The sequence below is a fragment of the Desulfurispirillum alkaliphilum genome, assembly GCF_055378285.1.
Genome location: NZ_AP042405.1, coordinates 424,532 through 438,611 on the forward strand (window position 1 = coordinate 424,532; position 14,080 = coordinate 438,611).

A 14,080-nucleotide genomic window follows, 5' to 3' on the forward strand; every position below is an offset into this window, starting at 1 on the left:
GTATGCGCTCCTTACAGGTATTTGCGGGGGTCGGTGATATGTCCGGTAATGGCGGCAGCGGCAGCGGCTGCGGGGCTCATCAGGTGGACCATGCCGCCTTTGCCCATGCGTCCGTTGAAGTTGCGGTTGGTGGTGGAAGCGCAGGCTTCCCCTTCGGCCAGGACACCGTTACTCATACCCAGGCAGGCGCCGCAGGTGGGGTTGGTGACGCAGAATCCGGCTTCCAGGAAGATGTCGATAAGACCCTCCTGGTTGGCCTGCTTGAAGATGTCGGGGGTGGCGGGGGAGAGGATGCCGCGCACGCTGTCGGCGATGGTTTTGCCCTTGAGGACGGCTGCGGCTTCGCGCAGGTCTTCAATGCGTCCGTTGGTGCAGGAGCCGATGTACACCTGATCTATTTTACTGTCGGTCATCTGGCTGACGGGCTTGACGCAGTCGGGCTTGTAGCCGTAGGTGCACATGGGTTCCAGGCTGCTGGCGTCAATTTCCAGTACCCGCTCATACTCGGCATCGGCGTCGGGCTGCCACTGTTTGTAATCTTCCAGGGCCGCTTCTTTGGAGGGGTAGTCGTCCTTGATGAAGGGCCACAGGTATTCCACGGTGGTCATGTCGGGGGCGCAGATGCCACTGGTGCCACCGGCTTCGATGGCCATGTTGCACAGGGTCATGCGCGATTCCATGGAGAGGTTTTCCACCACGTTGCCACCGAATTCAATAACCATGTCGGTGGCACCGTTAACGCTGATGGTGCCGATGATATGCAGAATCACGTCTTTGGCGTAGACACCCTTGGGCAGCGTACCGTTGACGTTAATGCGCAGGGTTTTGGGCTGACGGAAGGCGCAGACGCCCTTGAGGATGCCCACTTCCAGGTCGGTGGTGCCGACACCGGCGGCAAAGGCGCCGAAGGCTCCATGGGTACAGGTGTGGGAGTCGCCCATGATGATGGTATAGCCGGGGCGCACAAAGCCCTTCTCGGGGAAGATGGCATGGCAGACGCCGTTGCGCCCGATGTCGAAGAAGTCCTTGATATTGTGGCGGCGGGCCCAGTCGCGCAGAACCTTGCCCTGTTGGGCGGTTTTGGAGTCTTTGGCGGGGGTGACGTGATCGATGACCGCTTTGATCTTGTTGGGGTCGAAGACACGATCCTTGCCAAGGCGTACCAGGTCGTCTATGGCGATGGGAGTAGTGATTTCATGGCAGAATACCATATCAAGGCTGAGCACCTTGGTGCCGGGGAACGGTTCATCGCGCAGATGTGCGTCAAAGATTTTTTGCGCTACGGTTTTACCCATGTACGTCTCCTGAGTCTGATTTTGACGTATCTTACTGCGCACCCTGAACCAAGTCAAGAAGGGGCTTGAACAGCAGGTTTTCCTGCAACACCCCTGGTTTGCGTGACTTCACCCCGGCACCCAAGGGGAGTTCCTTTCACGAAAAAAAGCGCAGGCCAACAGGACGCTGCGCTTTCAGAACTTCCGTCAACTCCGCTTATTCAATCCCCATGGAATCAAGCTGCTGCTGAAAGTTCTGGATCATGACCTTTTTCTCGGAGAATTCTTCCATACGGATGCTGCCGAACTCACTGGCAATTTCCAGGCGAATCATCACTCGCTCTGTAACCTGCTGATAGGAGAAGTTCTCTTCGCTGAAGATGTCGCGGAACTCTTTTTCACCGGGATTATGCTCACCGATGATCATACCCACCTGACGTTTGACGTTGGCCAGAACCTGCTCAATGGAAAAGTCAATCTGCAGGGACGAGATGATGCTGTCCTCAAAGCCTTCCGTCGCCGCTCCCCACGCCTGCAGGAGTTTGTCAGAGGCGCTGGCCGGAGGAAAGTTCAGCAGGGAAGTGAAAGCATCGCTCTCGCTGCCCAGGGCCTGCTTGGCATCGGGGTCCAGCAGCGCCATGACTTTTTCGTGGGTGAGTGTGTGGAGTTTATCGGCAAGACTTGATACAGAAATATTTTCTGCTGCCTTGGCAGTCTTTTCTGCAATCTTCTGGAGGTCGACTTCGTTACTCTTCGTGGGGCCCTGACCCTTACGCACAAGAGCATCGTGGGCTCGCGGACTGCTGTTGAGTATGGATGCCAGGGACGAGGTGATGTTCATGGGAACCTCCTGATGTTGGTGTTTGCCAGTATACCTTGCATGATCCTTGCCACTTTCCCGGGATGCTGGATTTTCAGGTCAAAAACCCTGCCTTGCCCCCGTCGCCATTTCCCATTAAGATGCCCACAGTTTTCAGCGGCATACCCGACAACAGCACCAACCTTTCCCCGGAAGGAGCACCCGATGCAAAAGCGCATTCACACACAGGGAGAATTGTTTGACGAGCTGCGCAAGCTGCCCGACGAGGATCGCGACCATCTGATGCTGGCTCGCTATGATGGTGGGATCTTCCTGGAAACCATCCTGGAAAAAGAGCATAATTATGGCCTCGCCATCAGGGACTACTCCAACCGCCAGCTGGTCATCGCCTTCGGCATGCTCAAGGATGGAGCCTCCATGGAGGAGACCCTGAGAAAAATTCGTACGGAGTACTGATACATGGAAGATTTCAACAAGCCGCGCTGTGCCGTCCTTGAGTTTTACGGCCGCGATGTCTGGGAAAAGGCCGTCGAGGTGACGGGCGACCCGCGTTTTGTCTACTGCCAGGGGGAAAAGTGGTGGGATGAATTTGCCGTCGCCCAGGGCTTTGGCCACCTGGATGAGGGGGGCAGCTTTGTCCGGACCAGCCCCCGCAGCTGAGGAGTCCACTGGCTGGAAGAATGGTGTCTGGGTGCTCCTCAACAATATAGAGGGACCGGTCAATCTTGGTTTTATCAGCCGCGCCATGGCCAACACCGGCTTCGCGCAGCTTCGCTTCTGCGGGCCAGTCAGTGCCGATGACCCCGATGTACTGCGTTATGCCGTTCACTCGGGACACCTGCGGGAGAATTTTACCAGAGTAGAGGATATCGGCGGGCTGTGCCGCGCCATGGATGTGGTTATCGGCATGAGTCCCCGTCAGCCCTGGTCTGACGGATGCGACATCACCCTTGACCAGCTGCCCGCTCTGGTTGGGCAGTACGCTGCTGCCCACAAACGTGTAGGGCTGCTTTTCGGCAATGAAGCCCATGGCCTTGATAACGCGGCCCTGAGCCACTGCCGCTACCGTCTGGCCTTGCCCACCGACTCCGGCTACACCAGCATGAATCTGGCCCAGGCCGTGCTGATTGTGCTGTGGGAGCTGCACCGCCACGGCGCTTCTGGCGTCGGCATTGACCCGTCCATGCCGGCCGCTGCCCCGGCTTCCATGCGCGAGCAGTTCCTGGAGAAGCTGCACCAGTATCTGGAGCTTATCGACTACCTCGATCCCCAGAACCCCGACCACCTGTGGCAGGAGCTGGCGATCATGATCCGTAAGCGCGACTGGAGCGAGCGGGAGCTGACGCTCCTGATGGGTCTCATCCATACTTCCCGCAAACGCCTGCTCAGTGCCGGGCACAAGACCACCACGGAAAATTCGCGCCACCCTGCTCCATAAGCCCCGCTCCTGCTACTCCTCCACACCCAGTTTGCGATAGAGGGTTCGCCGTCCGATGCCCAGCACGCTGGCGGCCCGCCGCTTATTGCCCCCCAACTGCTCCACCACATACTGTATGTAGCGACGCTGCAGTTCTTCCAGACTCAGGAAACCGTCCTCGCCCGTCAGGGCAATGGGAAAAGGGGCAGAGGGATCGCTGCCGCTGCGGTACTGCCGAATACGGGCGGGCAGATGCTGCGGCTGAATCCGGCTTCCGCGACAGAAAGTGGCTGCTCGCTCCATGGCATTTTGCAGCTCGCGCACATTTCCCGGAAAAGGATACTGCCGCAGTTTGCTGAGCGCCTCTTCGCTGAATCCCTGGAAGCGACGCCCCAGGCGCTGCTCCATCTGTTCCAGGAATCCGGCCGCCAGGAGCTCCAGGTCATCACCCCGGTCCCGCAGGGGCGGAACGTGCAGTGCGAAGGTCTCCAGGCGGTAGAAGAGGTCTTCACGAAAGCGACCCTGACGCATCTCCTCTTCAAGGTCACGGTTGGTAGCCGCCAGCACCCGCACATCGACTTTCTCCTCCCGGTTCCCCCCCACCGGCCGCAGCACTCCTTCCTGAATGACCCGCAGCAGCTTGGCCTGCAAAGGCAAGGGCATCTCGCCGATTTCATCCAGCAGCAGGGTTCCGCCATGGGCATCTGAGATCAGTCCGCGGCGCTCGGAGCGCGCTCCGGTAAAAGAACCGGCAACATGACCAAAAAACTCACTTTCCATGAGATTTTCCGGTATTCCCGCACAGTTAATGGCCACAAAGGCCTCCTGGCGGCGCTCACTTTCCCGGTGAATGGCGCGCGCCACCAGCTCTTTGCCTACGCCGCTTTCACCGGTTATCAGCACCGGTCCATATGCCCTGGCTACCTGGCGAATCTGGGCATAGAGGTGGGTCATGGGATCGCTGTGGCCAACCATGCCATGAAAGCTCTCCTGCGTCGGAGCCAGGCGCAGTGTGGCCAGCTCCTGACGCAGCAGGCGATTTCCCAGAACCCGCCGGACACTGAGCATCAGGTGCTCCAGGTGCAGTGGTTTGGTCAGGAAATCATCGGCTCCGGCTTTGAGAGCCTGCACGGCCTGGCTGATGGTCCCGAACCCCGTGATCACAATACAGGCTGGTGGGGTGTCCTGCCTCTGAAGCGCCTCAAGAAACTCCAGCCCAGTCATACCCGGCAGACGCAGGTCGCTGATCACCAGATCCACCGCCTGAGCCCGCACCATGCGCAACCCCTGCTCCGCGGTCATTTCGCGGAACACCTGGTAGCCTGCGTCGGATATTTCATCCAGCAGCAGCTGAGAGAGGCTCTCGTCATCCTCCACCAGCAGAATACGGTATTGGCCGGGATCAAAATCACCCATGGGCGGCTCCCCCCTGCCCTATCGGCAGCACCACCTGAAAAAGTGCTCCGCCAAGGGCACTCCGTCCCACTTCAATGGTCCCACCGTGCTCCTCTATGATTCCATGGACGACGGCCAGACCCAGACCGGTTCCCTGCCCCACAGGCCGGGTGGTAAAGAAGGGCTCAAAAATGCGATGGCTGATGGACTCAGGAACACCAGGGCCGCTGTCTTCCACGGTGAAGCAGAGTCGATGGGAACACACCTCCCATGCAAGGTGAACTTCCCCGCCGGGAGCGGCCTCCATGGCGTTTTCCAGCAGATTCACCAGAACCTGCTCCAGGCGAATGGGATCAGCCCGGAAAAGCGGAGCGGTGCTCTCCCCGCGAAGCTGCAGCCTCACGGCGCTGCGCTTCTGCCGGTCTGCCAGGGCACTGGCAGCGCTCTGAGCCAGCCGGGCCGCAGAGGTGTTCCGGCAGTGCATGCTGTTCGTGCTGAAGTCCAGCAACTGGCGGACAATGTGCTCCATGCGCTGCACCTCATGGCGAACCTGCTGCAGGGCCTCCCGGCCATGTTCACACATATCCTGGCGGCGCAGTGCGCGCTGAGCCTTGCCGTCAATCACGCTGAGGGGAGTTCCCAGCTCATGGGCAACTCCCGCCGCCAGCTGTCCGATCGCCGCCAGTTTCTCTGTCTGCCGCAGACGCTGCTGCAGGCGCTGTTCCTCTTGACGCCGGGATTCAATCTCCCGCTGCGCCTCTTCTATGCCATCCAGCATGGAATTAAAACTTCCCGCCAGGGCCATGATCTCCCGAGGGCCTTCGACAATTGAGCGATGGCGGATATCTCCCTGCTTCACGCGGTGCATGCTGCTGACCAGCCGACGGAAAGAGATTCCCAGCGCCCGGTGGTGCCCGTAGAGCACCAGAACTGCCGTGACGAGAATACTGAATCCAAGGGCACCGATAAACCACAGACGCATTCTGGCAATATACTCCTGAAACTCGCTCTGCTGGCGAGTCAGCTGCAACAGACCATTAATGCGTCCTCCCGAGTCGGTAAGGGGGACGAAATACGAATACACATCCTGCCCGGCAACCTCCCCATACTCGCCATGGCGTTCACCGCCGGCGGCAAGCCGTGAAAGCACCCGTTGACGGGGCGCCGGGTCTATCGCCCCAGCCACGGCGATTCTCTCGCCATCGGCGTCATACACATAGGCACTGTACACCCTGCCAATGCGAAATGCCGACTCCAGCGCCCGCAGCACACTGCCACTGCGATCGCGCTCCAGCGCGTGGCTGATGGGCAGGCGAATGGCACGGGCAACCAGCTCAAGGTCCTTCTGCATTCGCTCTTCCACATGGCGCTCCAGGGCGCTGAAGGTCAGGTACCCCCCCACTCCCATCAGCACGCCCAGGGGGATGACAATATAGAGAATCAGCCCAAGTCGCAGACTGCCCATAGCCAGCTCCATTTCCACGGCGCGTCCGCGCCATTATGTCTCATGTGCCATATATATACACTTATTTCCCCGATATTCCAAGCCATCCACCTGCAGCAGGCAAGGTGAAATACTGCAGCAAAACAACATAGCCTGTCCATCCGCAAACTGGCATACCATGTGCTCTGTCCCTGGGCAGCGGAATACCCCATGGGGGATATCCAAAACCTACAGGAGGATTCTCATGAAATCACACCTTCAACTCCCCGCAGCGATCGCCTTTGCCTTTGCCCTGGTCTTTTCCGTCACCTCGATCGCCTCAGCCCAGCAGGCTCCACACCAGCAGGTGGAAATGCGTGACGTCAGCAGCCAGGAAATCCGGCAGGTCTCTGAAGCCTATGTGGAGATTTCGGCAATCCAGCAGGAGTACCAGGCGAAACTCGGCAACGTCCAGGACCCTGAAGAGGCACAGCGCCTTCAGCAGCAGGCCAATGAAGAGATGACCCAGGTTGTGGTTGACAGTGGCATGGAGGTGGACGCCTATAATGAAATCATGCTGATGGCACAGATGAACGAAGAGCTGCGCGATCGCATTCTGGAAAAAGTCGGACAGCTGCAACGCTGACCACAGCGCCCGGCATGGCACTTTCCCTGCGGTGCCGGGCCTTTCTTTTTGTGCTCTTTCGCGACTATTTCTTAAAATATCGCCCACGCGATGCGCAGTACTTTTCAAGTGCACTCATCCTGTGGTATAGATACTCATTATGAGCGAAGCACGTCACAGCATAGAACGCCACCGCAAACAGATTCAGCATAAACGCCAGCGCAAGATCAATGACGAGCAGTACATCTACCTCTCCACCGCTTCAGGTTCGGGAGGAATGGTTACCCATCGCAAGCTCTCGCGCCTGGTGGTACTGGTATTTGCCTACCTGGTCATCATAACGGGCGTGGCACTGTATTTTATTTTTGAAACAAAGCTCAGCCATCAGCGCATCCTCACCCTTCATGACAAGATCGGATTCCTCAATAAAAGCATCGACGACCTCATCGACGAAAGCGCCCGCAAGGAGAGCGCCCTGGAACTGGCGCAGCTTGAGCTGCAGGAGAACTACTCCCTGCTCAACCGCTACAAGGAAGAGCTCTCCCAGTACGTTCTGCTCAATGAGAATTTCATTCTGCAGGGCGCCCTGCGCCGCGTTGACGACCCCAGCGCCAATCGCGCCATTGAGCGCGAGCTGACCTTTGCCCGCTCACAGCTGCAGCGGGTGGCCAGTCGCGTCATGGATATCGAAAGCAAGCTGGGGATGTCCCACAGCTCTTCGGTCAAGGAGGCCTCCCGCCTGACGGTTGATGATGTCTACGCAAAAATCGACAGTATTGAAAATGAAATCGTCCTGCGCAACAATCTCATCAAGGAGCTTCCCGTCTCCTTCCCCACGGAAGGGCGCATAAGCAGCCGCTATGGCCCACGCATCCACCCCATCACCGGGCGACCTTCATTCCACGCGGGCTATGACATCGCCAATGTCGAGGGAACTCCGGTCTTCGCGCCTGCTCCCGGCGTGGTCTCCCGTGCCGGATACGACAATCTGGCGGGGAACTATATTGAAATCCGTCACCAGCACGGTTTTACCACCCGCTATATCCATTTGTCAGAATATGTGCTAGAAAGAGGCGATCAGGTACTAGGAGGCCAGCTTATCGGCTACATGGGCAACACGGGAAGGTCAACCGCCTCCCACCTGCACTATGAAATCCACTACCGTGGCAGACACGTAGATCCCAGGGGCTTCCTCTACAGCTCCATTCTGAATCTGCATACATTTTTCTCATACCCGGAGGTCAAATGGCGATATTCTCAGCTGAAAAAGAGTCATCAGGAAACAACAGCAAAAGTGAACTGACACCTACCGTCATCGGTAACTGCGATACCGTTGTCGGGGAGATACGCTCCGAGACTGATGTGTTTATTGATGGAAAGTTCAAGGGCGACATCTACGCCAAGAAGACCATCAGCGTCATCACTGGCGGCAATGTCGACGGAACATTCAATGCTGATAAAATGGTCATTTCCGGTAAAGTTCAGGGGGTCGTTCGCGCCAACCAGGTCGTCATTAAAAGCGGCGGCTATTTTGAAGGCGAGATGGCCTACCGCATCCTCATCATTGAGGAGAATGGCTGGTTTGAGGGCAACTGCACCCTCCTCAAAGAGGATATCATCATTGAGGATCGAACCGGATCCGGCAGCACCAAAGACGCGGCGTCTGCCTGAAAAACCGTACACTCAAAAGCCCGGAGCACAAAGATGCTCCGGGCTTTTTCACGTTGACATGGGACGGTTCTCAGGGATGTTCTTCCGCCAGCACAACCACTTCAAGCTCCACGGACCCTTCACGTAAGCCAAAAATACCGATGGCAAGCTTCGGGCAGAACTCTGCGCATACGCCACAGCCCGTACACAGCGTTGACGCAAATGAAAGCCGCCGCAGACCGCTTTCGTTATCGTCCTCCATAATCAGAGCGCCTGTGGGGCAAATGGCACTGCACGCCGAACACACGTTGCAGTTCTCCGTGACACGGGCACCGTAATAGGCACGCGCCACCACCGGATCGACTTCCCCTGCGCGCTGCTGCTTTTCCACCTGATTCAGCAGGTGCCGCTTGAAAGGCAGGCGCTTATCGCTGTAGGAGAGACTCTGTGAGCTCTCGCCATGGAGCTGATGGAACATCCGCGCCGTCTCCTCCGTAGCCTTCTCCCGAAAGAGGGTGAAGAGTCCGCGTCGCCCCACAGCCTTCTCCTGAAAGCGCAGCTGCCCGGGGTCATCGATCAGTCGCAGTGCCCCGGCTGCCGGACCAATTTCCTTGATCCGCTGGCGCAGAACCTCAAGTGCAGGGGCATTGCGACAATCCGCACAGCGGGTGAGGTTCAGCTGAACCGGCTTTTTCACAAAATGCCCCAGAGCAATCAGATGTTCGGTGGAAAGAAACCCCACGCAGGGAACGCTGGCATGGCACTTGACCTCACCGGCACGAATCGTACAGCCGAGCACGGGCTGCTCAACCTCCCTGAGCTGCTTTACCATCAGGGAAAAATCCGTATATTTCACCTCTATCGCCTCGTTCACGCAGGTGGAAACGCACAGCATACACTCCGTGCAGACATCGTGGCGCAGCACCAGGGCCGGTTCCACCTCTATCGCGCCCTCTGCCGGGCAGATATCGACGCACTGGCGGCAGGCATTCTTGAAAAACCGCATGCGCAGACACCGCGATGTCTCCAGCCGCAGTGATGAGCCCAGGCGATTGACCGTCTCCAGCAAAGCATTGGGGTCTATCATAGCCCCACCAGGCTTTTATTCAAATGGACTCTGCTTCGTCCAGTGTGTTGACTCTGCGTAGGCGCGCAGTGCTTTTGCCAGTGCGCAGTAGAATTCATTATCGGTACCATTCAGAATATTCTCACAAAAAGGTTTCAACCAGGGAAGCAGAAAGTTATCCAGAAACATCTGCTGCGTCAGCGAGATGTTCTGAGCCTTCTGCAGGTCGTTGATCTGCAGATACTGTGCCTCCTGGAAGAGCAGATAGTACATGAATTCCAGCTCGGCCACAATATGGTCGGGAGCGTCTTTAAAGCTCCCGTCAATGGACAGACCATTCTCGCGGTAAATCTTGATGACTTCCAGGGTGGAGTCCCCCATCAGCTGCCGCTCCTCGTCCAGATACACCGACCCGTAGGGTGGCGCAATCAGTTCCGCCGGCCCCACAAACAGCTGTGCATATTCCACCAGGAGCTCCTGATCATGGTATTTCTGCAAAGCAGGCTCAAGAGCCGTAAAGAACTTCAGCTCATCGGGGCAGACCTTTTTCACTATTTCGGTGAGCTGCGCAAAAATTTTCTCGGAAGTAAACAGCTCCTTTTCCGGCTCATAGAACAGTGCCGCCAGCAGCTTGAAGCCATTGGCCCGCTGTGCTTCGTACTGGGCATATTCGAAAATTTCCACGTGACTATCCCCCATATAAAAGAGTTTCCTTCTCAGCACCGGACTCAAGCTCTGCGCTCATCCACAAAAATCCCCTGCTGAAAGGGAAAGAAAAGCGGGTGGGGGGATTATACCCACCCACCCGCAAAGTTCAATGATCAATCAGGTCAGCGCGCAGCATACTTGCGGATGTAGATCACATTCGGCTTGATGCCTTCACCGGGCTTCTGGGTAGCTCCCTTGTTGTCCTTCAGACAGACGGCGGTGCTGGCATACTGCTTGAGCAGCTTGCTGGCTTCGCTGTTGGGGTTGTCCAGATCGCCGAAGGTGCGGGCTTCCGATGGGCAGGCCTGGGCACAGTAGGGTTGCTGGCCACTGGCCACCAGGTGCTCACAGAAGATACACTTTTCCACCTTGTTGGTGGCGCGCACAGGATTGTAGTCGGGGTGGCTGAAATCCGTGCGGTAGGGAGGCGTTCCGCCGGATTTGGCCGCGATTTCCGCGCCGGACGTGGAGCCCTTGAACAGCTCGGTCTTGTCCTTGTATTTCGCCTGTACCTCACCACGGTTCATGTGGATAACATTGTACTTGGCCGCCTTATCGGCATCCAGGCTGGCAACGGTATAAGGGCAGGCAGACTGGCACATGCCGCAGCCGATGCAGCGGGCTTCATTGTGCATGGTGATGCCATTGTCCTTTTTGTACATGGCCTTGGGGTTAACGGGACAGGCCGTAACGCAGGGAGCATCGGTGCAGTGGTTGCACAGGGTGGGGTACATGGTGTACCTGGCATTGGGGTATTTCCCTTCAATGCTCTCGCAGTAGTCCGCCCAGTTGAAGGTCTGCCCATCTTTCGGATCATCTGTATTATTCTGCGTCTTGCAGGCCAGGCCACAGGCACCGCAGCCAGCGCACTTCAGCAGATCTATAACCATTCCGTATTTAGCCATTACTCAGTCCTCCTTCCCCTCAGACCTTTTCGATCTTGACGCCGGTAAAACCACCATTACGCGCGGTGGAACCGGTGATACGATCGTAGTCATCGGGCATGATTTCATTGAAGTTGGCGCCACGGGGTTCAGCCTTGGCGAAGTCCTTGGAAGCGAAGCGACCGAAAGCGTGGTGGCCCTGACCATAACACTTGGCGGCAACTCCGGGACGCACACCCTCCCACAGGCGGGCCTTGACAGTCAGGCTGCCGATGGTGGACGTGACGCGTACCATGTCGCCATCGCTGATACCCAGCTTTCTGGCGTCATCTGGGTTGAGCTGTACCACGTCTTCCTGGTTCACATCGCCCGGATCGCACTTCTTGAAGGCGTAGTACCAGCTGTTGTTGGCACTGCGACCCTCGCGGTTGAGGCGCGACTTCATGTCGATGAGGTCGAAGGGATACTCGCGACGGCTGCCGTGACGCACATCATCGGGGGACTCATAGTGGGGCACAAAGGCCAGCTCACCGCGAGCCGCATAATTGGTCAGCTCAAGTACGCGGTCAACGGAGACATTGTACTTGGCAGCGTGGGTCTCGAAGCCCTTCTTGAGGGTTTCGCTGTAGAACTCGAACTTCTTGGTCTCGGTGGGGAAGCCTTTTTCCCACTTCTGACGGAAGGTGAACCTGGGTGAGTTGACAACGCCTTTTTTCCTGAAGTCGTTCCAGCCATTGAGCTTGTCGCCTTTGTAATCCTTATTGAGGGCTGGATCCCAGCACGCTTGGGTGCGGATCTTGGTGGCATAGATGGCAAACTCAAGACTGTTGGTCGGCTTCTTGCCGGTTTCCGGGTCCTTGTACTCGTTGTGCAGCCAGTCGTACATGTTAGAGAAACCCTTGGCCTTCAGCTTCTCGGCCAGCAGCCAGGTCACTTCCGTTTCAATGCCCTTCACGTCGAACATGCGATCAATGACGGGCTGCTGGATGGAGGTGTGCCCATGGAGGTTGGCCTTGCTGCGCACCGCTGCCCAGTCTTCAGAATGGTGCAGGGCTGAAGGCAGGACGATGTCGGCAAAGTAGGTCATTTCCGAGAACATGGGCACGCAGTGAACCATAAATGGAACCTGTGCCAACGCTTTGTCCCAGCGAGCACCCTCAGTGCCGGAGAAGTTGACATTGATAAAATAGGCCAGGATCAGCTTGATGTCGTAGGGATCTTTGTCCAGGATGGCGTTGGCGACATTGTTCAAAACAACACCAGTGCCGGGATTGGCGCGGGCCATGGCCGGCATCTCCAGATAACCACGCTGGTCAATTTTGGTTTTGCCTGCGTTGCCTTTGGCCACATCATCCTGATAGTTGGCAAAGCCAGGATAATTTGTTGCAGGGCCACTTGCTCCTGTTACCAGGCCACCTTCACTGTCGGTGGCACCGACGAGGCCATTGAGGGCGTGGATGGCCATAACAGTGTAGGAACCGCGTGGGTGCATATAGGGACCGTACCAGATGGCGCACTGGGGTGCGGCAGCGGCAAAATCCTTGGCAATGCGCTCAATCTGACGGCGGTCAACGCCGGCTTCTTTGGCAGCCCAGGCAGGATCCTTGTCCTTGAGTTCAAGGTTCCACCACTTCACCAGGCCATTGGTGTGCTTCTCGTCGAAGTCAGCCTCATTAACGGTGCGGCCCTTGCGGAACTTGTTGCTGCCGTCCTTGAAGTCACCACAGAACTCCTTGTTCCACATGCCATTGACCAGAATGTAGTGGGCCATGGCCACGGCTACGGCACCATCGGTTCCGGGCTTGATGGGCATCCACTCGTGGGCCTTGGCAGCGGTGTTGTTCATGCGGGGATCGATAACCGCCACCTTGCCGTTGGTCAACACCTTGTTCATACGACGAATCGCATTGGGTGGCTGACGGTTGGAAGAGAGGGGGTCACAGGCCCAGCTGATGAGGTACTTCATGTTATCCAGGTCGTAGTCACGGTAGCCCCAGAAACCCTCTGTGGCATAGGAGCCCATCTTTTCGACTTCCGCACAGATGGAGCTGTGGGAGATGTTGTTGGGTGAACCGATCATGCGGGGCAGGTGGCCATAAAAAATGGTGTTATGCTCGGAGTAGCGTCCGCGCATTAACAGAAATTTATGGGTTTCGTTGTCCCTGCGCAGCTCCAGAACCTTGTCAGCGATGGTGTCCATGGCCTCATCCCAGGAGATGGGCACAAATTTGGGATCTTCGGTGCGACCTTTCTTGGGGTTGGTACGCTTCATGGGAGTCTTGATACGATCGGGGTCGTAGATCTGCTGCAGAATCATGTGACCGCGCACACAGCAGTAACCGTCATTGGCCTTGCTGAGCTGGTTGCCGCGCACCTTGACGGCACGTCCATTCTGCACAAAGATTTCAATGGGGCACCAGGTAGTGCAGCCCTGGCAGGTGTTGGGAATCCACTCACCAGCAGCCTCACTCATGCTGCCTGCACCACTTCGTGTCTGGGCGAAGGCGTTGAGAGTGGGAGAGGTCATGGCAACAGCACCGGCTGCCGCACCTGCCTTCAGAAACTCACGTCTTTTAATCCGCATTTCTACCTCCTTAAGATAGATGGGGTAATGGGATACTCATCCATTGGCGAGAAGAACTTTTCTTCACAAGGACACCAAGCAGATGGGATACCTGTGATGCATACGATAGGAGAGTGAGCAGTGAAAAACCATCGGTGAAAACCAGCTTTTTGCTCAGGGGAAAACCCCGAGAAACCCAATAAACCATTCCCTCACAGCCACATAGGCACACAAAGAAAAATCCTTGTTCTACTG

At 57.1% G+C, this 14,080-nt stretch carries 14 protein-coding genes; 6 read left to right on the forward strand and 8 right to left on the reverse strand.

Translation table 11 applies throughout. The annotated features are described in order from the left end of the window. Positions 1–11 precede the first annotated feature (11 nt). The gene (locus tag ACZ46I_RS02040) at positions 12–1,295 is read right to left on the reverse strand and encodes a 3-isopropylmalate dehydratase large subunit (RefSeq protein WP_464281269.1); all 1,284 of its coding nucleotides are present in this window, start codon (positions 1,293–1,295) and stop codon (positions 12–14) included. A gap of 196 nt (positions 1,296–1,491) precedes the next feature. Next, positions 1,492–2,115 (reverse strand): hypothetical protein, encoded by a 624-nt coding sequence (locus ACZ46I_RS02045; RefSeq protein WP_464281270.1) that lies wholly within the window; start codon positions 2,113–2,115, stop codon positions 1,492–1,494. 183 nt (positions 2,116–2,298) lie between these two features. Here ACZ46I_RS02045 and ACZ46I_RS02050 point away from each other — a divergent pair, with 183 nt between their 5' ends. Genes ACZ46I_RS02050 through ACZ46I_RS02060 form a run of 3 tightly spaced genes read left to right on the forward strand, consistent with a single transcriptional unit; the run spans position 2,299 to position 3,532 of the window. Further along, a complete protein-coding gene (locus tag ACZ46I_RS02050; RefSeq protein WP_013505034.1) occupies positions 2,299–2,550 on the forward strand; it encodes a hypothetical protein in 252 nt (83 codons plus the stop codon). Between the two features lie 3 nt (positions 2,551–2,553). Further along, positions 2,554–2,754, forward strand: a complete 201-nt coding sequence (locus tag ACZ46I_RS02055) for a hypothetical protein (protein ID WP_013505033.1) — start codon at positions 2,554–2,556, stop codon at positions 2,752–2,754. After that, positions 2,729–3,532 carry an RNA methyltransferase gene (locus ACZ46I_RS02060; protein ID WP_464281271.1) on the forward strand — a complete coding sequence of 268 codons (804 nt, stop codon included), beginning with the start codon at positions 2,729–2,731 and terminating at the stop codon, positions 3,530–3,532. The genes ACZ46I_RS02055 and ACZ46I_RS02060 overlap by 26 nt, the downstream gene beginning before the upstream one ends. Before the next feature lie 12 nt (positions 3,533–3,544). Here the strand turns inward: ACZ46I_RS02060 and ACZ46I_RS02065 are convergent, their stop codons facing one another. Together ACZ46I_RS02065 and ACZ46I_RS02070 are read right to left on the reverse strand one after the other, a co-directional pair. Further along, complete coding sequence (locus tag ACZ46I_RS02065) at positions 3,545–4,927, reverse strand: sigma-54-dependent transcriptional regulator (RefSeq protein ID WP_464281272.1); 1,383 nt, start codon at positions 4,925–4,927, stop codon at positions 3,545–3,547. Continuing rightward, positions 4,920–6,371 (reverse strand): ATP-binding protein, encoded by a 1,452-nt coding sequence (locus tag ACZ46I_RS02070; protein ID WP_464281273.1) that lies wholly within the window; start codon positions 6,369–6,371, stop codon positions 4,920–4,922. The genes ACZ46I_RS02065 and ACZ46I_RS02070 overlap by 8 nt, the downstream gene beginning before the upstream one ends. 223 nt (positions 6,372–6,594) lie before the next feature. Between ACZ46I_RS02070 and ACZ46I_RS02075 the strand changes: the two genes are divergently transcribed. From ACZ46I_RS02075 to ACZ46I_RS02085, 3 genes are all read left to right on the forward strand, one after another. Continuing rightward, the gene (locus ACZ46I_RS02075) at positions 6,595–6,975 is read left to right on the forward strand and encodes a DUF4168 domain-containing protein (RefSeq protein ID WP_464281274.1); all 381 of its coding nucleotides are present in this window, start codon (positions 6,595–6,597) and stop codon (positions 6,973–6,975) included. A gap of 139 nt (positions 6,976–7,114) precedes the next feature. Further along, on the forward strand, positions 7,115–8,257 hold the full coding sequence (locus ACZ46I_RS02080) for a M23 family metallopeptidase (protein WP_013505028.1): 1,143 nt from the start codon (positions 7,115–7,117) through the stop codon (positions 8,255–8,257). Then, positions 8,200–8,625, forward strand: a complete 426-nt coding sequence (locus ACZ46I_RS02085; protein ID WP_013505027.1) for a bactofilin family protein — start codon at positions 8,200–8,202, stop codon at positions 8,623–8,625. Before ACZ46I_RS02080 ends, ACZ46I_RS02085 begins: the two co-directional genes overlap by 58 nt. A 70-nt stretch (positions 8,626–8,695) precedes the next feature. Here ACZ46I_RS02085 and ACZ46I_RS02090 read toward each other — a convergent pair whose 3' ends face one another. The 4 genes from ACZ46I_RS02090 to ACZ46I_RS02105 all read right to left on the reverse strand — a co-directional run bounded on the left by ACZ46I_RS02090 (position 8,696) and on the right by ACZ46I_RS02105 (position 13,846). After that, positions 8,696–9,691: a 4Fe-4S dicluster domain-containing protein gene (locus ACZ46I_RS02090; protein WP_464281275.1), complete on the reverse strand. Its 996-nt coding sequence runs from the start codon at positions 9,689–9,691 to the stop codon at positions 8,696–8,698. 15 nt (positions 9,692–9,706) lie between these two features. Then, on the reverse strand, positions 9,707–10,354 hold the full coding sequence (locus ACZ46I_RS02095; protein ID WP_198007107.1) for a TorD/DmsD family molecular chaperone: 648 nt from the start codon (positions 10,352–10,354) through the stop codon (positions 9,707–9,709). Between the two features lie 146 nt (positions 10,355–10,500). Beyond that, a complete protein-coding gene (locus ACZ46I_RS02100; protein WP_464281276.1) occupies positions 10,501–11,283 on the reverse strand; it encodes a 4Fe-4S dicluster domain-containing protein in 783 nt (260 codons plus the stop codon). Positions 11,284–11,302: 19 nt separating this feature from the next. Next, positions 11,303–13,846: a molybdopterin-dependent oxidoreductase gene (locus ACZ46I_RS02105; protein WP_464281277.1), complete on the reverse strand. Its 2,544-nt coding sequence runs from the start codon at positions 13,844–13,846 to the stop codon at positions 11,303–11,305. Between the last annotated feature and the right edge of the window lie 234 nt (positions 13,847–14,080).